Source organism: Streptococcus sp. HMSC062D07 (assembly GCF_001814215.1).
In the GTDB taxonomy this organism is placed as follows: domain Bacteria; phylum Bacillota; class Bacilli; order Lactobacillales; family Streptococcaceae; genus Streptococcus; species Streptococcus infantis_I.
On sequence record NZ_KV815326.1, the window covers coordinates 112,881 to 133,887 of the forward strand.

19 protein-coding genes and 1 pseudogene are annotated in these 21,007 nt (G+C 41.2%); 7 read left to right on the plus strand and 13 right to left on the minus strand.

Annotation, left to right across the window (positions count from 1 at the left end):
- Nucleotides 1-73: 73 nt before the first annotated feature.
- From HMPREF2957_RS03755 to HMPREF2957_RS03770, 4 genes are all read right to left on the minus strand, one after another.
- On the minus strand, nt 74-2,065 hold the full coding sequence (locus tag HMPREF2957_RS03755; RefSeq protein ID WP_070677611.1) for an ABC transporter permease: 1,992 nt from the start codon (nt 2,063-2,065) through the stop codon (nt 74-76).
- A gap of 1 nt (nt 2,066) precedes the next feature.
- Nucleotides 2,067-2,825, minus strand: coding sequence for an ABC transporter ATP-binding protein (locus HMPREF2957_RS03760; protein WP_070677612.1), 759 nt, complete (start codon nt 2,823-2,825; stop codon nt 2,067-2,069).
- Nucleotides 2,826-3,152: 327 nt separating this feature from the next.
- Entirely contained in the window at nt 3,153-4,127 is a 975-nt protein-coding gene (locus HMPREF2957_RS03765; RefSeq protein WP_070459780.1) for a sensor histidine kinase, read from the minus strand.
- On the minus strand, nt 4,120-4,797 hold the full coding sequence (locus HMPREF2957_RS03770; protein WP_004251237.1) for a response regulator transcription factor: 678 nt from the start codon (nt 4,795-4,797) through the stop codon (nt 4,120-4,122). The genes HMPREF2957_RS03765 and HMPREF2957_RS03770 overlap by 8 nt, the downstream gene beginning before the upstream one ends.
- 95 nt (nt 4,798-4,892) lie before the next feature.
- Here HMPREF2957_RS03770 and HMPREF2957_RS03775 point away from each other — a divergent pair.
- Both HMPREF2957_RS03775 and HMPREF2957_RS03780 read left to right on the plus strand, forming a co-directional pair.
- Nucleotides 4,893-5,968, plus strand: a pseudogene (locus HMPREF2957_RS03775) (DUF2974 domain-containing protein).
- 104 nt (nt 5,969-6,072) lie between these two features.
- On the plus strand, nt 6,073-6,702 hold the full coding sequence (locus tag HMPREF2957_RS03780; RefSeq protein WP_070677615.1) for an MBL fold metallo-hydrolase: 630 nt from the start codon (nt 6,073-6,075) through the stop codon (nt 6,700-6,702).
- Between the two features lie 38 nt (nt 6,703-6,740).
- Here HMPREF2957_RS03780 and HMPREF2957_RS03785 read toward each other — a convergent pair whose 3' ends face one another.
- On the minus strand, nt 6,741-8,633 hold the full coding sequence (locus HMPREF2957_RS03785; protein ID WP_070677617.1) for a M13 family metallopeptidase: 1,893 nt from the start codon (nt 8,631-8,633) through the stop codon (nt 6,741-6,743).
- Between the two features lie 180 nt (nt 8,634-8,813).
- Between HMPREF2957_RS03785 and HMPREF2957_RS03790 the strand changes: the two genes are divergently transcribed.
- The 5 genes from HMPREF2957_RS03790 to HMPREF2957_RS03810 all read left to right on the plus strand — a co-directional run bounded on the left by HMPREF2957_RS03790 (nt 8,814) and on the right by HMPREF2957_RS03810 (nt 12,844).
- Nucleotides 8,814-9,536, plus strand: a complete 723-nt coding sequence (locus tag HMPREF2957_RS03790) for a metal ABC transporter ATP-binding protein (protein WP_006152594.1) — start codon at nt 8,814-8,816, stop codon at nt 9,534-9,536.
- Nucleotides 9,533-10,381, plus strand: coding sequence for a metal ABC transporter permease (locus HMPREF2957_RS03795; protein ID WP_004251242.1), 849 nt, complete (start codon nt 9,533-9,535; stop codon nt 10,379-10,381). The genes HMPREF2957_RS03790 and HMPREF2957_RS03795 overlap by 4 nt, the downstream gene beginning before the upstream one ends.
- Before the next feature lie 26 nt (nt 10,382-10,407).
- Nucleotides 10,408-11,340 (plus strand): metal ABC transporter substrate-binding protein, encoded by a 933-nt coding sequence (locus HMPREF2957_RS03800; protein ID WP_036754875.1) that lies wholly within the window; start codon nt 10,408-10,410, stop codon nt 11,338-11,340.
- A 120-nt stretch (nt 11,341-11,460) separates the two neighbouring features.
- A complete protein-coding gene (tpx, locus tag HMPREF2957_RS03805) occupies nt 11,461-11,955 on the plus strand; it encodes a thiol peroxidase (RefSeq protein WP_049495462.1) in 495 nt (164 codons plus the stop codon).
- A 238-nt stretch (nt 11,956-12,193) separates the two neighbouring features.
- Nucleotides 12,194-12,844 (plus strand): metal-dependent transcriptional regulator, encoded by a 651-nt coding sequence (locus tag HMPREF2957_RS03810; RefSeq protein WP_070677619.1) that lies wholly within the window; start codon nt 12,194-12,196, stop codon nt 12,842-12,844.
- Between the two features lie 40 nt (nt 12,845-12,884).
- Here the strand turns inward: HMPREF2957_RS03810 and dtd are convergent, their stop codons facing one another.
- From dtd to cysE, 8 genes are all read right to left on the minus strand, one after another.
- Nucleotides 12,885-13,328 carry a D-aminoacyl-tRNA deacylase gene (gene dtd, locus HMPREF2957_RS03815; RefSeq protein ID WP_070677620.1) on the minus strand — a complete coding sequence of 148 codons (444 nt, stop codon included), beginning with the start codon at nt 13,326-13,328 and terminating at the stop codon, nt 12,885-12,887.
- Between the two features lie 29 nt (nt 13,329-13,357).
- Entirely contained in the window at nt 13,358-15,574 is a 2,217-nt protein-coding gene (locus HMPREF2957_RS03820; RefSeq protein WP_070677622.1) for a RelA/SpoT family protein, read from the minus strand.
- Nucleotides 15,575-15,701: 127 nt separating this feature from the next.
- Nucleotides 15,702-16,832, minus strand: a complete 1,131-nt coding sequence (locus HMPREF2957_RS03825; RefSeq protein ID WP_070677624.1) for an ABC transporter ATP-binding protein — start codon at nt 16,830-16,832, stop codon at nt 15,702-15,704.
- 112 nt (nt 16,833-16,944) lie between these two features.
- Nucleotides 16,945-17,814: a helix-turn-helix domain-containing protein gene (locus HMPREF2957_RS03830; RefSeq protein ID WP_070677626.1), complete on the minus strand. Its 870-nt coding sequence runs from the start codon at nt 17,812-17,814 to the stop codon at nt 16,945-16,947.
- Nucleotides 17,815-17,817: 3 nt separating this feature from the next.
- Nucleotides 17,818-18,204 (minus strand): Mini-ribonuclease 3, encoded by a 387-nt coding sequence (locus HMPREF2957_RS03835; protein ID WP_070677628.1) that lies wholly within the window; start codon nt 18,202-18,204, stop codon nt 17,818-17,820.
- Entirely contained in the window at nt 18,197-19,540 is a 1,344-nt protein-coding gene (cysS, locus tag HMPREF2957_RS03840; protein WP_070677630.1) for a cysteine--tRNA ligase, read from the minus strand. The genes HMPREF2957_RS03835 and cysS overlap by 8 nt, the downstream gene beginning before the upstream one ends.
- A 43-nt stretch (nt 19,541-19,583) precedes the next feature.
- Nucleotides 19,584-20,345 (minus strand): nucleoside phosphorylase, encoded by a 762-nt coding sequence (locus HMPREF2957_RS03845; RefSeq protein ID WP_004251278.1) that lies wholly within the window; start codon nt 20,343-20,345, stop codon nt 19,584-19,586.
- A 34-nt stretch (nt 20,346-20,379) separates the two neighbouring features.
- Complete coding sequence (gene cysE / locus HMPREF2957_RS03850) at nt 20,380-20,997, minus strand: serine O-acetyltransferase (RefSeq protein ID WP_049494272.1); 618 nt, start codon at nt 20,995-20,997, stop codon at nt 20,380-20,382.
- Between the last annotated feature and the right edge of the window lie 10 nt (nt 20,998-21,007).

The window sequence follows — 21,007 nt, forward strand, 5'->3', positions numbered from 1 at the left end:
AGGTGGGACGACGAAATCGAATTCTAACGAATTAACGATTTCTGTCCCACTCTCTTTTTTGATGTTTCTGTTTTTACATTTGAACAATTCTACGATAACTTCTTGAAGTAATCATAAAGATTAGAACATAGACTAAAGCAAAGATACCACAAATAGAAAGTGTTACACTTAACATCATGGATGAATCAACAACACCAACGACCTTGAGAATCAGGCTCAACATGTGATAGGCAAAAGCCAGATGAAGAAAGGCAAAGGCCAGAGGTAGGAAGAAAACAGTCAAGACTTGTTTATTAATGGTTTGCTTGATTTGTTTTTGATCCAAACCAACCTTTTGCAGGATGACAAAGCGTTCACGGTCTTCATAACCTTCTGAAATTTGTTTATAGTAGATAACGAGTACAGTACCTACCATAAAGATGATAGAGAGAAAAATACCGATAAAGAGGACTCCACCAAAGAGAGCGTTCATTTCGACAGTTGACTCACTCGCAATGTTTGCACCGTAAACCATACCATTCTCGTTCTTGAGATTGTGACTGAATTTATCAGAGTAGTTTTCAAAATCATCTGCAAGTTTGAGTTGTTCCTCTTTACTTGCCGTCACATCCATTCCACCATATAGCTGAGTGTAGATCGCAGAATCCTGGTATTTATCTAAAAAGTCCTGCAAATTTGAGACAACAAGGTAGTTATAATCTGAGATCAAAAGTACATACTGGTTAGCAACATGGTCTCTGAGAAAATCTTGCTGAATTTCTTGCTTGATCGTATAGTTATGATTGTTAAGACTGAATGCTTTTTGACCTTTAAGGCCATCGTTCTTAGCGAATAGTCCCACCTCATTATTCGTAAGGTTCAGCTTTTGTCCAGTCATTTTTTCATAGTCTTTTTGATCAAAAACTAGGAAAACTGTCTTAGGCATAACACTATTTTGACCTTTTTCAAAAGTGGTTAATTTGGTACCATCTTGACTAGAAAGGCCGAAACTTGCATAGCTAAGAACATCCTTAGTGCTGATTGTTAGGTTCTTTTCCTTGGCATACTGAGTTAAAAGTTGGTCTAAATCCTCAACTTCTACATTTTGTCCTGAAATTGACATATCGTGAGGATACAGGAGTTTTTTAATATTTTCAGAACCATTGTAGATACTGGTTGCTGCCGACATGGTGACCAAAACCATGGTGGAAAGGATGGCGATAGTCGCTAAACCAACCGCATTTTTCTTCATACGGAAAATGAGGTTAGAAACAGAGATGAGATTGTTAGGTTTGTAGTAATATTTCTTGTTTTTCTTGAGCATTTTCAAGAAAACTGTAATCCCAGCATTGAACAAGAGATAGGTTCCTAAAATGACCAGTATTACAGCTAAAAAGAAGGTAGAAATAGCTAATAGAGCATTTGTTACGCTTTGAGCTAGATAATAGCCACTACCTAAAGAGAGTAGTCCCAAGATTGTCTGAAACACTAGGAAACGGCCCTTCTTCTCACCTTTTGCTTTCTCACGAGATAGTTGGAGAGCATCCATACGGATAATGCGGATAGCATTTAGGAAGACAATGACTAAAAAGATAAGACCAAATACCAGAAGGATGGAAAGGACTACGGACCATTGGAATGTGGCTACTAACTCCACTTTCATCTTTGAAAGTTTGAGCAATAAAGCGAAAATCAGATTGTCAAAGAGGGCACCAATCCCAATCCCAGCAGTGACTGTTACAAGCCCAAATATCAAGAGTTCCTTAAAGGTCATGCTAATCAAATGACGCTTTTCTAGTCCCAACATGCCATATATACCCAGTTCTTTGGAACGATTTTTCATGACAAAACTATTGGCATAAAGTACGATAATGGCAGATGCAAGTGTCACTACGATCAGACCTAGTTGAAGGGTAAATTGAATAGAAGATCCACCCCGCATTTCTACCATTTTAGGATTAAAAGTTAATGAATAAAATAGATAGCTGATAGTAACTGCAAGGAGAACTGCTAGTGCAAAAGGGTAATAGAGTTTGCGGTTTTTGATTAAGTTGGAGATGGCCAACTTATTGGTTAGTCGAAACATACTAGTTCACCTCACTTGCCATAACAGTCAAGGTATCAGAAATTTCTTGGAACATCTGACGTTCAGTCTTTTCACCACGGTAGATTTGATTGTAGAGAATGCCGTCCTTGATGAAAAGAACACGTTTTGCACGGCTAGCAGCTGCTGTTGAGTGGGTCACCATGAGAATGGTTTGCCCTCGCTCGTTAATCTCATCGAAGACATCTAGTAGTGCTGCAGATGACTTAGAGTCTAGGGCTCCTGTTGGCTCGTCCGCAAGAAGAATTTCTGGTTCTGTGATGATAGCCCGTGCAACTGCAACCCGTTGTTTTTGCCCTCCAGAGATTTCATAAGGGTACTTCTCCTGCAATTGATTGATGCCAAGATTTTCGGCCGTCACAACCAATTTTTTCATCATTTCTGTAATAGGCTTTCTAGACAATACCAAAGGGAGTAAGATATTGTCTTTAACAGAAAGCGTATCTAACAAATTGAAGTCTTGGAAGACAAAGCCTAACTTTTCCCGACGGAAGCTTGATGCTTCAGAATTTTTAATGGTAGCTGTATCAGTTCCGTTTAGGAAGACCTGCCCACGCGTTGGCTTGTCAAGCATAGCAAGAATATTGAGTAGGGTCGATTTACCAGATCCAGACTCACCCATGATAGCGACGTAGTCGCCTTTTTCAACGGTAAAGTGAATATCTTTCAGGGCTTCTACTTGGTTGCCTTGAAAGCGAGTTTTATAAATCTTTTGAACGTGTTTTACATCTAATAGTGTCATTTTAACTTCTCCTTTTTAATATCCCATTAATTGAAACTGAGCTTGCATCATTTCGATGCCAAGCTGAACTCGCTCGATATCCTTTGGACTCGGCTTACTTGTTTGTTTCTTTTGTAAAATTGTTTTCATGGTTTCTCTCCTTTTTCTTTATGCTCTAAGTTTACTCCAAAAAAAGATGGCTTGCCATAACATAACCTTACAAAAGAGGCCTTTAATCTTACATTTTTGTAAGATTACATTTTTTATCTAATTGAAGCCGTTTTTCTCACCATATCAAGGTCTAAAGAAGAGCTTGAAAGGTTTCTTCCAAGCTCTTCACAATTCTTTTCATTCAATCAGTAAATTCACTTCAGAGAACTTAATCCTCACAGTTGTTCCTTGCCCAAGCTCGGATTCTATTTGAATTTGATGTCCTAATTCTTGGCTGATTTTCTGGGTTAGATAGAGCCCAAGTCCAGATGACTGCTGGGTCATTCGACCATTATATCCTGAAAATCCACGTTCAAAGACTCGCAACCGATCACTATTTTTGATACCAATCCCAGTATCTTTAATGCAAAGTTCCTGACCTTCCATGTAGATTTCAATTCCACCTACATTTGTGTACTTGAGGCTATTTGAAAGGATTTGTTCAATAACTACCAACAGCCATTTTTTATCCGTCACAATGCTCCTGTCTAAGTCATGCAGATTAATACTTAGACCTTTCTGGATAAAGAAAAGGGCATATTTGCGAATGACTTCCTTGACCAAATCTTCTATATTTTCTTTCTTCAACACCAAATCATCATGGAAGCTTTCTAAGCGTAGATATTGGAGTACGAGATTGGTATAGGAATCAATCTTAAAAATTTCCTGCTCCAACTGTTGTTTCAGTTGGCGATCTGCCACCTCACTTACAAGGAGTTTACTGGCTGCAATTGGTGTTTTTATCTGATGCACCCAGAGAGTATAGTAGTCCACCAAATCATTATAGCGGTTTTCAGCATCTGATTTCTTTTGATAGAGTTCAGATTCACTTTTCTCTAATTTTTCAGTTAGAAGGACTTCCATTGGTGACTTAGCTTTTCTTTCGCCATAGAGCAATTCCTTACGATAACGTTGCAATTCTATCAAGAAATCATATACCAAAAACAAAAATGTCAAAAATGTAGATAGAAAGAAGAAATAGTTAAAGTAGGGCACTTGACTAACAAATAGGACATCAAAAAGAAAGATGAGACCCGTCAATAACAGAATAAAAGCAAAAAAACGGCTACGCGAACGGATATAAGCTAGAAAAAAACTTTTAAGTTCAAGCATGTTTCAATCCGTACCCTATCCCTTTCTTAGTTTCGATAAAACCAATCAAACCTTCTTCCTCCAATTTCTTACGCAAACGAGCGACATTAACAGACAAGGTATTGTCGTCGATAAAAAAGTCGCTATTCCAGAGTTCCCGCATCAAATCATCACGCGCTACGATATTTCCCGCATGTTCAAATAAAACCCGCAAAATCTGAAATTCATTCTTTGTTAAACTGATAGGTTTTCCATTGACATGCACATCCATAGACTTGGTATTGAGAATAACTCCAGCATACTCTAGGAGACTTTCATCCCTTCCAAACTCATAGGAACGACGCAACAACCCCTGTACCTTAGCTAACAGTACCTGCTGGTCAAAAGGCTTGGTCACAAAATCATCTGCCCCCATATTAATAGCCATAACGATGTCCATAGCCTGGTCTCTTGATGACAGAAACATAATAGGAACTTTGGAAATCTTGCGAATCTCCTGGCACCAGTGATAACCATTAAAGAGAGGCAAGCCGATATCCATGAGAACCAGATGAGGTTGAGATTGAACAAATAGTGTCAGAACTTCCATAAAGTCTTCTACCATAACTACTTCAAAACCCCATTCGGAGAGCATTTTCCCAACTTGCTGACGAATAACTGGATCATCTTCTACTAGTAAAATCTTGTGCATCTGCTCCTCCTTTTTCTATATTATAGCAAAATTCTTCTCACTACTAGCGAAATTGATGTAAATCTGATATGATAAAAGTTAAGAAAGGAATTCTCATGGCCAATATTTTTGACTACCTAACTGACGTTCAATACGATTCTTTTTATGAATTCCCTTAAATGAACTAGATATACTTGCCTTGACAGAGCTGACCTATCTTTCTTTTGATAATCTATTGGACCAGCCTGTCAATCGTTTAAGCGATGTTGCAACACGTGTCCCTCGAGAAAGTACCATGTTGACCAATAAAGAACGACTTCAGCTCCTCGATCAGTTATCCCAACACAAACGTTTTAAAAATAGCAAACTTTCTAATTTTGTCAACGAGGTCGACACAGAACTTCAAAAGCAGTTCGCTGCTATGACCTATCGTCTGAACCTAGATACTTATCTCATTGTCTTTCGTGGCACAGACGACAGTATTATTGGCTGGAAGGAAGATTTCCATATGACTTACATGAAGGAAATCCCTGCCCAAAGGCACGCTCTTGAATACCTAGAGGATTTCTTTACCCAACATCCAAAACAAAAAGTCATGCTTGCTGGACATTCTAAAGGTGGGAATCTAGCCATCTATGCTGCTAGTCAAATCCAACCTGAATTGCAGGAAAAGATATCTGCGATTTATACCTACGATGCCCCTGGTTTGCAGGCTCATCTGACTGAAACCACTGGCTACCAAGACATTATCCCTAAAATTCACCGTTATGTACCCCAGGGGTCTGTTATTGGAATGATGCTTGAAGTGCCTGATACTCCTATTGTCGTGCGAAGTCTAGCCCTAGGCGGTATCGCCCAACACAATACTTTCAGCTGGCAAACTGAAGGACACCACTTTGTCCAACTAGAGTCCATCAGTAGCGAAAGTCTCCAAATCAAAGACACTCTTAAGGAATGGGTGGACAGTGTGCCCGATGAGGAATTGGAGCTCTACTTCGATCTCTTCTTTGGTACCATCCTAGAGTCTGGAATTAGCTCTATTAATGAACTGTCTTCTAAAAATGCTATTGACCATGTTCGACAACTTGTTTCTCAAGCCCAGACACTGGAGCCCGAGCAAGTCGAAATCTTAAAAAACCTGACACAACTCCTACTGGATGCACGCTTCCAAGCCTGGAAAAATCATTTTTAAAAAGTTAAAAGTCCCTTCCTTTATGGAGGGACTTTCTTGTTGATTCCTTATTTTATTCTTCTGTGTTATACTAGAAAATGTAAATCTATGAAAGAGGAAATCCTATGAAAATCCATAAAACTGTGAATCCTGTTGCCTATGAAAATACTTATTATCTTGAAGGGGAGCAACACCTGATTGTAGTCGATCCTGGTAGCAACTGGGAGGCCATTCGCAAGACTATCGAAACCATCAACAAACCGGTCTGTGCCATTCTTCTGACCCACACTCACTACGACCATATTATGAGTCTTGACTTGGTCAGAGATACTTATGGAAATCCTCCAGTCTATGTGGCAGAAAGTGAAGCTTCTTGGCTCTATACTCCTGTTGACAACCTTTCAGGTCTCCCTCGACATGACGATATGGCAGATGTCATCTGCAAACCAGCTGAACACACTTATGTCTTTCATGAAGAATACCAGATTGAAGAATTCCGCTTCACGGTCTTACCAACGCCAGGCCACTCTATCGGTGGAGTTTCATTGGTTTTCCCAGATGGACACTTGGTCTTAACGGGAGATGCCCTTTTTCGAGAAACCATTGGTCGAACAGATTTGCCAACTGGTAGTATGGAACAACTCCTTCATAGTGTCCAAACCCAGCTCTTCACCCTTCCAAACTACGATGTCTATCCAGGACATGGTCCGGCTACGACCATCGCTCACGAAAAAACTTTCAATCCATTTTTCTAAAACATAAAAACCAAGGACAATCATCCTTGGTTTTTTGATTACCAAATAATCACACGGTCTTCTGGTGAACGCCACATGCCGTCACCTTCTTTGACATCATAGGTTGTAAAGAAGTCATCAAAGTTTGGCACTTGGACATTGACACGAAGTTTAGCTGGGGCGTGCACATCAACGCTAGCCATGAGTTTCATCAACTCTGGGCGGCCTTTCATACGCCAGATACGAGCAAAGTTGTTAAAGAATTCTTCAGCTGAAAAGTCTGGTTCTCTCTTAGCTGCTTCAAGGGCAGCAGCTATTCCTCCAAGGTCGGCAACGTTTTCGGATACAGTTAATTTCCCATTGATTTTTGCACCGTAAGATTCTTGGCCATCAAACTGGTCGATAACCTTCTGTGTTTTTTCTTTAAAGGCTGCATAATCGCTCTCTGTCCACCAGTCCTTGAGGCTACCATTTTCATCAAAGGAAGCTCCATTAGTATCAAAGGCGTGAGAAATTTCATGGGCAATAACCGCACCAATACCACCATAGTTGGCAGAAGATGACTGATGCAAGTCATAGAATGGAGCCTGTAAGATAGCAGCTGGGAAGACAATCAAGTTCTTTTGTGGATTGTAGTAGGCATTGACCATATGAGCAGGCATTCCCCACTCCTTGTAATCAACCGGCTGATTCCACTTGCTCCAACTGTGCTTGATTTCCACACGCGCAAAGGCTAGGGCATTCTCAAAGAGGCTAGCAGATTCATCCACTACCTTGTCCTTATAGCGAGCTGGCAGTTCTTCTGGATAACCGATATAAGGCTTGATGACATTGAGTTTGACGATGGCTTTTTCTCGAGTTTCAGGAGTCAGCCAGTCATTTTTAGCCAAACGTTCCTTATAAACATCAATCATGGTCGCTACTTTTTTCTCTACGTCTGCCTTGGCTTCTAGAGAGAATTTTTCGTGGGCATACCAAAGACCCAGGGCTTGTTTGAATGGTCCTTGAGCTAAATGGTAAGCTGCCTTGCGTTTGTCTTGAGCTTCTGGAACTCCTGAAAGAGCTCGGCCGTAGGCACCTGACAAGATACGAATCTCATCTGTCAAATAACTAGTTGAAAGATTGACCACACTCAAGATCAAGCTTGCCTTGAGTAAAGGCCAAGCTTCTTCACTATAGAATTGCTCTGCTGCTTGCCAGAAACGTTCTTCATCTACAATGACCTTATCAGGAACTTGACCAAGAATCGCTTGGAAAAAGTCATCCAATGGAAGGGCAGGCGCAAACTTTTTGAAATCTTCATAAGAATACGGATGGTAAAGTTTGGCGTATTCTGAACTCTCTTCGTTTGAAAGGACGACAGCTGCGATGCGACGATCCAATTCCAATCGTTTCTCTAGCAGATCTTCGATTTCTTCATCTGAGAAGTTATAGGCTTTGAGGAGATTAGAAGTACTTTCTTTCCAAAGGTTCAATAATTCCTCACGCTGAGGATGGTCTTCCGCATAGTAGGTTGTATCAGGCAAGATAGTTCCTGGAGCACTAGCCCAGAGAACATTGGTTCTAGCATCCATAAAGTCTGGTGATACTCCAAATGGAAGGAAGTTTGGTTTACCAGCTAATTCAAATGCTGCTAGTTTACTTGCGAAATCTGCAAAACTTTCTAAATTCTGGTATTCCTTCAATAAAGGAAGAACTGGCTCAATTCCATCAGCTTCTCGCTTATCGAAATCTCTGACCATACTATGGTACTTGACAAAATTTGCTAAGATGGCATCTTCTGGCACATCTTCTCCTGCCAACCACTTGTCTGTCGTCGTTAGCATCAACTCTTCAATTTCTTCGTCAAGGTCGATAAAACCACCTGTTCTCGATTTATCTGCTGGAATAACAGCAGTCTTTTCCCACTCACCATTTATGGCATCATAAAAATCATCTTGATAACGTGTCATCTTGTTCTCGCTTTCCTATTTTCACTTATTCTTAGCTTAGCAAAAATCCCTAGGGAATGCAATTAAAAATGCCGTCTCCTCCTATTTGATTTCATCATTAATATTTTAAATTTTTACCAAAATTAACTTGACTTAAAAATAAAATTAAGGTATATTAAAAATTAGGAGGAATACAATTGTATGATACGTATCGAAAACCTCAGTGTCTCCTACAAAGAAACGTTGGCACTTAAGGATATTTCACTAGTGCTCCAAGGACCAACGATTACCGGAATTATTGGTCCAAACGGCGCCGGGAAATCAACATTATTAAAAGGTATGCTGGGCATTATCCCACATGAAGGACATGCTTTTATCGAAGATAAAGAAATGAAAAAATCTCTTAAGAAAGTTGCCTATGTCGAGCAAAAAATTCATATCGACTACAACTTCCCTATCAAGGTAAAAGAATGTGTCTCTCTGGGACTCTATCCATCCATTCCACTCTTTCACACTTTAAAAGCAAACCACTGGCAAAAGGTGGCTGAAGCACTAGAAATTGTTGGACTTTCTGACTACGCAGATCGTCAGATTAGTCAACTCTCTGGTGGCCAATTCCAGCGTGTCTTGATTGCCCGTTGTCTAGTTCAAGATGCTGATTATATTCTCTTAGACGAGCCCTTTGTGGGGATTGACTCTGTCAGTGAAGAGATCATCATGAACACGCTGAGAGAACTTAAAAAAGCTGGCAAGACTGTCCTTATCGTTCACCATGACCTCGGCAAGGTTGCCCATTATTTTGACCAGGTACTCCTTCTCAACAAGGAGCTAATTGCCTTTGGTCCAACAAAGGAGACCTTCACCCAAGCCAATCTCAAACAAGCTTATGGTGACCGACTCTTTTTCAATGGAGGTGACCTATGATTGCAGAATTTATAGATGGATTGCAGAACTTCCACTTTCTCCAAAATGCCTTGATTACAGCTGTTGTGATTGGTATTGTTGCTGGAGCGGTCGGATGCTTTATCATTCTCCGTGGTATGTCCCTTATGGGAGATGCTATCTCGCACGCTGTCTTACCTGGTGTAGCTCTTTCTTTTATTTTAGGAATTGACTTCTTTATTGGTGCTATCATCTTTGGACTGCTTGCCTCTGTCATCATCACCTACATCAAGGGGAACTCTATTATCAAGAGTGACACTGCCATTGGGATTACCTTTTCATCTTTATTGGCTCTGGGCATTATCTTGATTAGTGTGGCTAAAAGCTCGACTGACCTCTTCCATATTCTCTTTGGGAATATCTTAGCTGTGCAAGACATAGACATGTATATTACCATCGGTATGGGAGCTCTCATTCTATTGATTATCGGGATTTTCTTCAAGCAACTCTTGATTACATCCTTTGATGAACTCCTAGCCAAAGCTATGGGCATGCCAGTTAATTTCTACCACTATCTACTCATGATACTCTTGACTTTGGTGTCAGTGACTGCTATGCAAAGTGTCGGAACCATCCTTATCGTAGCCATGCTGATTACTCCAGCCGCGACAGCTTATCTTTACGCCAATAGTCTAAAGACCATGATTTTTCTTTCATCAGGCTTGGGAGCTCTAGCTTCTGTCTTGGGACTTTTTATCGGTTATAGCTTTAACCTGGCTGCAGGTTCAAGTATCGTGCTGACATCTGCAAGTTTCTTTCTCATCAGTTTCTTTATCGCACCAAAACAACGTTATCTGAAGCTGAAAAATAAAAAAATCAAACAATAATGAGGGAGCCCCTCTGGAGGAATATAATGAAAAAATTAGGTACATTGCTTGTTCTTTTTCTTGCTATCATTGGATTAGCTGCCTGTGCTAGCGGAAAAAAAGACACAGCATCTACAAACCAAAAACTAAAGGTTGTAGCAACTAACTCTATCATCGCTGATATTACTAAAAATATCGCAGGAGACAAGATTGATCTTCATAGTATCGTGCCTGTAGGACAAGATCCACACGAGTACGAGCCACTACCAGAAGACGTCAAGAAAACTTCGCAAGCCGACTTAATCTTTTACAACGGTATCAACCTTGAAACAGGTGGAAATGCCTGGTTTACAAAATTAGTTGAGAATGCTAAGAAAACTGAAAACAAAGACTACTTTGCAGTTAGTGAAGGCGTTGATGTCATCTACCTAGAAGGGGAAAATGAAAAAGGGAAAGAAGACCCACACGCTTGGCTCAATCTTGAAAATGGGATCATCTATGCTCAAAATATTGCTAAGCAACTCATCGCCAAAGACCCTAGCAACAAGGAATTCTACGAAAAGAATCTCAAAGAATACACTGAAAAACTAGACAAGCTTGACAAGGAAGCCAAAGAGAAATTTAACGCTATTGATGCGGACAAGAAACTCATCGTAACCAGCGAAGGATGCTTCAAATACTTCTCTAAAGCTTACGGTGTCCCAAGTGCTTACATCTGGGAAATCAATACTGAAGAAGAAGGAACACCTGACCAAATCAAGACTTTGGTTGAAAAACTTCGCCAAATGAAAGTTCCATCACTATTTGTTGAATCCAGTGTCGATGATCGTCCAATGAAGACTGTTTCACAAGACACAAACATCCCAATCTATGCTCAAATCTTTACGGACTCAATCGCTGAAGAAGGTAAAGAAGGCGACAGCTACTACAACATGATGAAATACAACCTTGAAAAGATTGCTGAAGGATTGGCAAAATAAACATTTAAAAAACGTTATTCTCCTTGTATTGGCGTTTTTTGTCTAATCAATTTTCGGTCAAACTATTGGAAAAGTCTGAACGTTTAATGTAAAATGAAAGAAAAAAGATTGGAGTAGCTTATGACTACATTCCTCGGAAACCCTGTTACGTTTACAGGAAAACAACTACAAGTAGGAGACAAAGCACTTGATTTCTCTCTCACAACGACTGACCTCTCTAAAAAAACACTGGCTGACTTTGAAGGCAAGAAAAAGATTTTGAGTGTCATCCCTTCTATCGATACAGGCATCTGCTCGCTACAGACTCGTCGCTTTAACCAAGAATTGGCTAGCTTAGACAACACTGTTGTCCTAACGGTATCTATGGACCTCCCCTTCGCTCAAAAACGTTGGTGTGGTGCTGAAGGAATTGAGAATGCCATCATGCTTTCAGACTACTTCGACCACTCCTTTGGACGCGATTACGCCCTCTTAATCAATGAATGGCATCTGCTTGCACGCGCAGTTTTTGTTCTCGATGCCGATAATACCATCCGCTACGTCGAATACGTAGACAATATCAACAGCGAGCCAGACTTTGAAGCCGCTATTGCAGCTGCAAAAGAACTCAACTAAGTCCAGCTCTTGTAGCAATAGAGAGTGGGACAGAAATCGGTAATTCGTTAGAATTCGATTTCGTCGTCCCACCTCCGCACAGTTGAGTAGGGCTGTAAAAGCTGATGAAATCAGCGTAGTAGAGTCCACTCAACCACTGCGTTTTGCTCGACAATCCAAAGACAATTGAGAGGCTAAGACTTTTGTCCCAGCCTCTTTTTTGGTATACTAGATGGAGATAATAAACAAGGAAATGCGAATGACACCAAATAAAGAAGACTACTTAAAATGTATTTATGAGATTGGCATGGATGTTCCTAAGATTACCAATAAGGAAATTGCTGCTCGGATGCAGGTATCTCCTCCAGCTGTAACTGAAATGATTAAGCGCATGCAGTCTGAAAATCTCATCTTAAAAGATAAGAAAAAAGGATACTTGCTAACCAATATTGGGCTAACACTTGTATCAGAACTTTATCGTAAACATCGTCTGATTGAGGTTTTTCTGGTCCACCATCTAGACTATACCAGTGACCAAATTCATGAGGAAGCTGAAGTATTAGAACATACCGTTTCAGACTTTTTTGTAGAGAGATTAGAAAGTATGCTAGGTTTCCCAAAAACTTGCCCTCACGGTGGTACCATTCCTGCTAAAGGAGAGCTTTTGGTTGAAATCAACAACCTACCACTATCAGAAACTAAAGAAGCTGGAACCTATCTCCTGACTCGGGTTCACGATAGCTTTGATCTCCTAAAATATCTGGAAAAACATGCCATCAATATCGGAGACAAACTCCAAGTTCAACAGTTTGATGATTTCTCTAATACCTTTACTTTGATTCACAACAATGAAGAACTCTTGGTAAGTCTAGAAATCGCCAAACAGCTCTATGTTGAAAAGATGAACTAAATACGTCACAAAAAAACCAAGCTAACAAGCTTGGTTTTTCTTATCTATTTTTTGTATCAAGGATAATGGTTACCGGCCCATCATTGACCAGTTCTACCTGCATATCTGCTCCGAAAACACCTGTTTCAACAGGAACCTCTTTGGCTAGTTCTCGATTAAAATCTTGATAGAAGGCCTCAGCCATATCTGGTTTAGCGGCGCCTGTAAAGGCTGGACGATTGCCTTTTTTGGTATCGGCAAACAGAGTGAACTGTGAGATGGAGAGAATTTCTCCTTGGATATCCTTGACAGATAGGTTCATCTTGCCTTCAGTATCTGAAAAGATTCGCATATTGACGAGTTTTCTGACTGCATAGTCCAAATCTTCCTGTTGGTCCTCAGGTCCAACACCCACTAAGAGCAAGAGTCCTTGTTTGATCTGACCATGAATCTGCCCTTCAATAGATACCTGAGCTTCCTTGACGCGCTGAACGATAATTTTCATAGAAATCCTTTCTGACTATTTCAACAAATTTAGCCATTTGTTCGTTTAACTGAATAGACTTCTGGTACACTCTTAATCTTATCAACCACAGTTGTCAACATTGAAAGGTTAGAAATTCCAAAGGATACATGGATATTGGCAAATTTCATATCCTTGGTTGGCTGGGCATTAACCGTTGAGATATTCTTAGTTGTATTGGATAGGACTTGCAAAATATCATTCAAAAGACCAGAACGGTTGAGTCCATAGATGTCGATATGAGCCATATATTCCTTGCTTGAGAATTGGTCTTCCCACTCAACATCGAGAAGACGTTGCTCGTAGTTTTCCTGTGAACGAAGGTTCATACAGTCCACACGATGGATGGCAACACCACGACCTTTGGTAATATAACCAACGATATCATCACCTGGAACAGGATTACAACATTTGGCAATCCGTACCAAGAGACCAGAGGCTCCCTCGATGACAACGCCACCTTCATGCTTCACCTTAAGCGTGTCCTTGTTCTCTACTTTGACTTCGCCGCCCTTAACCAGCTCTTCTGCTTCTGCCTTAGCTTTAGCACGCTCTTCTTCACGGCGTTCTTTTTCAGTTAAGCGATTAAAGACGGTGATAGCACCAATTTCTCCAAAACCAATGGCAGCAAAGAGAGATTCTTCTGTCTTGTAGCTGGTTTTTTGGAGAACCTCATCCATGTGTCGCTTATCCATGAATTTATTAGCCACATAGCCGTTTTCTTGAAGCTGACTAATCAGCAATTCACGACCTTTATTGATAGACAATTCTTTATCTTGGTTTTTAAAGAACTGACGAATTTTGTTACGGGCCTTGCTGGTCTTAACCATGTTAAGCCAGTCACGGCTTGGTCCAAATGAATTTGGATTGGTGATAATTTCAACCTGGTCACCCGTTTTTAACTTAGTCGTCAACGGAACCATCCGGCCATTAACCTTGGCACCTGTTGCTTTTTCCCCGATCTTGGTATGAATCTCATAGGCAAAGTCAATCGGACCTGAATCCTTTGGAAGAGAACGAACCGCTCCATCTGGAGTAAAGACATAAATCTCCTCAGCCAGATAGTTTTCTTTGACAGTATCTACAAATTCCTTGGCATCATCCGCCTGGTCTTGGAGTTCCATCATCTCCTTAATCCAGTTCATTCCGATAGCAGATTCCTTGCTATTAACCTGACCTTTGATTCCTTTTTTGTAGGCCCAGTGAGCCGCAACCCCGTACTCAGCAACCTCGTGCATTTCCTTGGTACGAATCTGGAACTCAATCGGCCCTTTTGGTCCATAAACAGTCGTATGGATAGACTGGTAACCATTGGCCTTACGATTGGCAATATAATCCTTGAAACGGCCTGGCATTGGTTTCCATAGTTCATGAACGTAACCCAACATGGCGTAAACATCACTCTGAGTGTCTAAGATACAGCGAATGGCAATCAGGTCATAGATTTCCTCAAATCGTTTTTTCTTGTCCTGCATCTTGCGATAGATAGAGTAGATATGCTTTGGACGGCCATAGATTTTTCCTGTAAGGTGGCGCTCAGATGAATATTCCTCAAGCTTCGTCACAACTTCATCGACCAAGGCTTCACGTTCTTGACGTTTTTCCTTCATCATGTGACTAATCTTGTAAAATTCAGTTGGATTGAGATAGCGGAAAGAGAGATCTTCCAGTTCCCACTTCACACTTGAAATCCCCAAACGATGAGCAAGTGGTGCATAGATTTCCATTGTTTCTCTAGAAATACGCTCTTGCTTGTCCTTACGAAGATGCTTGAGAGTGCGCATATTGTGCAGGCGGTCAGAGAGTTTTACCAAGATAACACGGATATCCTCAGACATGGCCATGAGCATCTTGCGGTGATTCTCGGCCAATTGCTCCTCAAAAGATTTATACTCGACCTTACCAAGTTTGGTAACACCGTCTACAATCACTCGAACATCATGTCCAAACTCACGCTCTAAGTCATCCAAAGTAGCATCTGTGTCTTCTACCACGTCATGCAAAAAACCACAGGCAACAGTGACAGCGTCCAGCTTGAGCTTGGCTAAAATACCTGCTACCTGAATAGGGTGGATAATGTAGGGCTCGCCCGATTTACGATACTGCCCACTATGACATTCTACAGCGTAAACCAAGGCCTTGTGTACAAAAGCCACATCTTCTTTCGATAAATATTGTTGCGTTAAAGCGACGACTTCATCGCCTGAATAAATTACTTCTTTTGGCATGCATACTCTCCAGTTCTTCCTACCATTTTAACACTTTTGGGTCAATATGAAAACTAGAAGAACCTAGAGCTTTATAAGAAAAACACTGCTAGAAAATTTCTAGCAGTGTTTGATCATTTCTTATATCTTAGTAAACTGTTTTTTCAGTTTCTACATCGAAGAAGTGTGCTTTGTTCAAGTCAAATCCAAGTTCCACAGTTGCACCAGCTTGCAAGTAGTCACGTGCGTCAACCTTAGCAACGAATTCATCTTTACCAACTTGGCAGTATAGGTGAGATTCTGAACCAAGCAATTCTGATACAGAGATAGTTGCTTTCACAACTGATTCTGGGAATGTTTCAAGGAAAGCAGGTTCTGCGTTCACGTCTTCTGGACGGATACCGAAGATCAATTCTTTACCTTCGTAACCTTTATCGCGAAGAACTTTCAAAGCACCTTCTGGAACTTTCAAGTTAAAGCCGTCACCAACGATGTGGTCACCGTTCAATTTAACGTTGATGAAGTTCATAGCTGGGCTTCCGATGAATCCTGCTACGAATTTGTTAACTGGGTTTTTGTAAACTTCTTGAGGAGTACCGATTTGTTCAACACGTCCGATTGTACCAGTACCAGCAGGGTTTTTAGTAGCTGACATGATAACGATACGGTCTGCAAGTGTCATCGCTTCTGTTTGGTCGTGAGTTACGTAGATAGTTGTAGCTCCGATACGACGGTGGATTTTAGCGATTTCAGCACGCATAGATACACGAAGTTTCGCATCCAAGTTTGACAAAGGTTCGTCCATCAAGAACACTTTTGCATCACGGACAATCGCACGACCCATGGCAACACGTTGACGTTGACCACCTGAAAGGTCAGCTGGTTTACGATCCAAGAATTCTTTCAAACCAAGAATTTCTGCTGCTTCTTGTACACGTTTGTCGATGTCTTCTTTGCTATATTTACGCAATTTCAAACCGAAAGCCATGTTATCGTATACAGTCATGTGTGGGTAAAGAGCGTAGTTTTGGAATACCATGGCGATGTCACGGTCTTTTGGAGCTACGTCATTGACAACAACGCCATCGATAGATGCAGTACCTTCTGTGATGTCTTCAAGACCTGCAATCATACGGAGAGTAGTTGATTTACCACATCCCGAAGGTCCTACGAAAACGATAAATTCTTTGTCTTTGATGTCCAAGTTGAAGTCTTCAACTGAGTAGTGTTCGCTGTTTGGATATTTTTTGTAAATGTTTTTAAGATTTAATTCTACCATTTCGGTGAACTCCTTTAATTTTTGATAGTTTTATTATATATGAAAACGCTTTACATTTCTATGGCAAGGTGACCAAAAAAATAAAAAAGTTCTGTGCAACTTGCACAAAACTTTAAATAATATCTGGTAAAATCAACTGATAACACAAGGTCAAATCTGTCAATTCTTTCAACTGAAGCCCTGTCAACTCTTCCCATTTATCAATCTTGTATTGGAGAGAATTGCGGTGTAGATAGAGCTGTTGTGCTGTTTTAGTTAGGACTGCACTATTTTCCCATAAGGAGAGAATGATTTCCTGAATTTGATCCTGATCCAAAATCATCTGGTGGAGATAATCTTTGATCAAACCAAGATCCACCATTTGTTCACCCATACTCCAAAGGTAGAGCTGAGAAAACGTGTGGAATCCTTGATGACCTTGACGCCACCAGTTTTTAAACAAGTCACGTTCTGCTTTGATGAGATCTGTCAAACTCTGATTTCCTGTTTGCGACCAAACCTGCCCCAGCATGATGGATAAGCGAACCCCAAAGTCGTATTCTACGGCTTCCAAGGTATCCATCAAGATAGACCGAACAGAAGTGTATTTGTCCTGTTGGAGAACAAATAGGTAATCCTGAGCTCCCACCTGAAGCACTGTCTCGCAGTTAGGAAAGAGGGTTCTCATCATATCCAACCAAGAAGTCAGGTTTTCCTGTTGGTAATAGGAAAGGTGACAATAGACAACTTGTAGCTTTTTAAAACTTTGCGGTGCTTGTCCCTTGCCCTCAATCAAATAACTATACCAAGGATTGAGCGAGATCGTTTGTTCCTGCTGGGTTAAGAGAGCTACCAACTGTTTTTCACGTTCACTTAGTCCAACTTCCTCCAGTAAAATCCACTGTTGCGAGGAAACTGGTAGCGTAAGAAAACCTTCCTTATCAATTGGCTGGTCTACGATTTGAGCTTGTGGAAACCAGTCTAGTAATTCTTTTGCAATCATTTCCTAGCCCTCCACTTTTTGGATACACCAAGAAATCAAGGTTTCTAGGCGCTCCACATTTTCAGTCATATGAAGATAACCCATGACCGCTTCAAAGCCTGTAGACATACGATAGGTAATAACATCTGCGTTTTTTGCCTTGGTATGACTATTGGTATTGCGACCCCGTTTATAGATTTCTTCTTCCTTTTCCGTTAGGACTTCTTCTTCTAACATAAGGGAAATCAAGCGCGCCTGAGCCTTGGCTGAAACATACTTGGTCGCCTCTTGGTGGAGTTTATTGGGCTTGGTCATACCTTTGAGAATGAGATGGCGACGAATATACATAGAGTAAACTGCATCTCCTTCAAAAGCTAGCGCAATCCCGTTAATGAGATTGACATCAATCACGTGTCCACCTCACTCCATCCTTGGTATCCAGTAGCTTAATCCCTTGAGCAGCCAGTTGGTCACGGATTTGGTCAGCTGTCGCAAAATCACGATTGGCACGCGCTTCTTGGCGTTTTTGAATTAAAGCTTCGATCTCTTCATCCAAAACTTCCTCGACAAAGACAATACCAAAGACCTCTAACATATCCGTAAGAGTTTCTTTAACCGCTGCATCATAGTTGCCTGAATTGATCCACTTGGCCATTTCAAAGACGACTGTGATACCATTTGCTGTATTGAAATCTTCATCCATGGCAGCTACGAACTTATCTTTAAAAGTTTGCAACTCCTCTGCATCTACAGTTCCAGTAAATGGTTGCTCATAAGTGTTCTTCAGATACTTGAGATTGGTCCTGGCATCACGCACAGCCTTTTCCGTAAAGTTGATAGGTTTGCGGTAATGCTGAGTCGCAAAGAAGAAACGTAATACTTGACCGTCGATCGTTTCGAGGGCATCGTGTACCGTAATGAAGTTCCCCAAAGACTTGGACATCTTGACATTGTCAATGTTGACAAAACCATTGTGCATCCAGTAGTTGGCAAAGGTCTTACCTGTCTTGGCTTCTGACTGGGCAATTTCGTTGGTGTGGTGTGGAAACTCAAGGTCAGCTCCACCACCGTGAATATCGATAGTATCACCCAAAATCTCCGTTGACATAACCGAACACTCGATATGCCATCCTGGACGTCCAGGTCCCCAAGGGCTTTCCCAAGAAATCTCACCTGGTTTGGCTGCTTTCCAAAGGGCAAAGTCCACAGGATTTTCCTTGCGAGCTGTTTCTTCGTCTGTCCGACCTGAAGCACCTAACTCCAAGTCTTCTAGAGTTTTATTGGCTAACTTAGCATAGTTATGGGATTTTTCCACACGAAAATAGACATCCCCTTGACTCTCATAGGCATAGCCTTTTTCAATCAGGTCAGAGACAAAGCGGATGATATCAGCCATAAACTCGACTACACGAGGATGACGAGTCGCAGGCTTAACACCAAGAGCCGTCACGTCTTCACGGAAGGCAGCGATGTACTTATCCGCCACTTCCTGAGGTGTGATGCCTTCTTCCTTGGCACGGTTGATAATCTTATCATCCACATCCGTAAAGTTAGAAATATAGGCAACCTCATAGCCACGATACTCAAAGTAGCGACGAATGGTATCGAAGGCTACTGTCGAACGGGCATTCCCCACGTGGATATAATTGTATACAGTTGGCCCACAGACATACATCTTAACCTTGCCGTCCTCGATTGGGACAAAATCTCGCAAATCACGAGACATGGTGTCATAGATTTTAATCACTCACTGACTCCTTTCTGTGTCTTGTTTATCGTAAAGAGTCGTTTCAATCCAACTCTCTAGCAATTACTAATGCTATCTCAAAGAAAGTCATAGCATCTGCTTTTCTTTCTTCGTATCTTGCATCCCACTCATGATTATGATGGTCAACATAATCAGCTGTATAAAAAAATTGATAAACTTTTGCTTGTCGAAATTGTGCCCAAGCCATGATTGCTGAGGCTTCCATATCTACAACAGTCGCACCTGCTGCAAGTCTACGTTTGACCTTATCAGCTGTTTCACGATAGAAAGCATCTGTGGTCCAAGCCTTTGTTCGAATGTGCTCAATATCAGATTTGTTTAAAGCTTCTTCTATGGTTAAGAGTAGAGTTTCATCATAAGCTATTTCATCACTTGCAGGAGCGTAATGGTAACTTGTACCTTCATCACGTAGAGCTGAACTTGGTAGGATAATCTTATCTGCCTGAATAGACTTATCTAGAACTCCGCAAGAACCCAAAACAATAAAGTTCTTAAATCCTCTTGCTTTGAGTTCTTCTAAGAGTCCAACAACCATCGGGGCTCCAATCGTAGCTATAGCAACTGCTACCTTACTCCCATCTTTTTCATAGATATACCATGGAAATCTACCATTTAGATTGGTTAGATAGCCACCTTCGTAAACATCTTCAAACTGCTTTACTCGTTCAACGATTTCTCCATTAAAAGATAAAATAATCGTATCACAGATTTCTCCACCACTAAGGAGGCTTCGATCAGTTGGCTCGATAACAGCAGGTACATTTTCAAATTCTTCTAATAGCATCGGCCTAACCTCCTAATTAAAGAGTCACTTCTCATTACAAACCAGACGACCTGTGACTGGCTTCTCTAGCCTGCTCTAGTTTATTGACGTAGTATTCACGTTTTTCTTCGACTTCGTGAATGGTTGGTTCATCCTTTTGCCCGTGAACACGAACAATTTTAGCAGGAATACCGACAACCGTTACATCACTAGGAACATCTGCTACAACAACCGCAGCGGCACCGACTTTGGCATTTTCACCGATTTCTACAGGTCCGATAACTTGGGCATGAGCAGAGATAAGAGCTCCTTTGCGAACAGTCGGATGGCGTTTACCACTATCCTTACCTGTCCCACCGAGAGTCACTCCGTGGTAGAGAAGAACACCTTTTTCAACGATAGCTGTCTCCCCAATCACAAGTCCTGCCCCATGGTCAATAAAGACACCTGATTCGATCTGAGCTCCAGGGTGAATCTCTATCTGTGTCCAAAAACGCCAAAACTGGCTGTGCATACGAGCTAAAAGCTTAAAGCCATGTTTCCAGAGAAAATGAGAGAGACGGTGAGCAGCCAAGGCTTTGACACCCGGATAGGTCAGCAAGACTTCCAAGGTAGTGCGAGCCGCTGGATCATTTTCTTTTACGATATCAATGGTTTCACGCCACCATCCCATACATTTCTCC

Bases quoted from the DNA above. Each gene is read 5' to 3' on its own strand.
- HMPREF2957_RS03755 (WP_070677611.1), bottom strand. From the start codon at position 2,065: ATGTTTCGACTAACCAATAAGTTGGCCATCTCCAACTTAATCAAAAAC.
- HMPREF2957_RS03760 (WP_070677612.1), bottom strand. From the start codon at position 2,825: ATGACACTATTAGATGTAAAACACGTTCAAAAGATTTATAAAACTCGC.
- HMPREF2957_RS03765 (WP_070459780.1), bottom strand. From the start codon at position 4,127: ATGCTTGAACTTAAAAGTTTTTTTCTAGCTTATATCCGTTCGCGTAGC.
- HMPREF2957_RS03770 (WP_004251237.1), bottom strand. From the start codon at position 4,797: ATGCACAAGATTTTACTAGTAGAAGATGATCCAGTTATTCGTCAGCAA.
- HMPREF2957_RS03780 (WP_070677615.1), top strand. From the start codon at position 6,073: ATGAAAATCCATAAAACTGTGAATCCTGTTGCCTATGAAAATACTTAT.
- HMPREF2957_RS03785 (WP_070677617.1), bottom strand. From the start codon at position 8,633: ATGACACGTTATCAAGATGATTTTTATGATGCCATAAATGGTGAGTGG.
- HMPREF2957_RS03790 (WP_006152594.1), top strand. From the start codon at position 8,814: ATGATACGTATCGAAAACCTCAGTGTCTCCTACAAAGAAACGTTGGCA.
- HMPREF2957_RS03795 (WP_004251242.1), top strand. From the start codon at position 9,533: ATGATTGCAGAATTTATAGATGGATTGCAGAACTTCCACTTTCTCCAA.
- HMPREF2957_RS03800 (WP_036754875.1), top strand. From the start codon at position 10,408: ATGAAAAAATTAGGTACATTGCTTGTTCTTTTTCTTGCTATCATTGGA.
- tpx (WP_049495462.1), top strand. From the start codon at position 11,461: ATGACTACATTCCTCGGAAACCCTGTTACGTTTACAGGAAAACAACTA.
- HMPREF2957_RS03810 (WP_070677619.1), top strand. From the start codon at position 12,194: ATGACACCAAATAAAGAAGACTACTTAAAATGTATTTATGAGATTGGC.
- dtd (WP_070677620.1), bottom strand. From the start codon at position 13,328: ATGAAAATTATCGTTCAGCGCGTCAAGGAAGCTCAGGTATCTATTGAA.
- HMPREF2957_RS03820 (WP_070677622.1), bottom strand. From the start codon at position 15,574: ATGCCAAAAGAAGTAATTTATTCAGGCGATGAAGTCGTCGCTTTAACG.
- HMPREF2957_RS03825 (WP_070677624.1), bottom strand. From the start codon at position 16,832: ATGGTAGAATTAAATCTTAAAAACATTTACAAAAAATATCCAAACAGC.
- HMPREF2957_RS03830 (WP_070677626.1), bottom strand. From the start codon at position 17,814: ATGATTGCAAAAGAATTACTAGACTGGTTTCCACAAGCTCAAATCGTA.
- HMPREF2957_RS03845 (WP_004251278.1), bottom strand. From the start codon at position 20,345: ATGCTATTAGAAGAATTTGAAAATGTACCTGCTGTTATCGAGCCAACT.
- cysE (WP_049494272.1), bottom strand. From the start codon at position 20,997: ATGGGATGGTGGCGTGAAACCATTGATATCGTAAAAGAAAATGATCCA.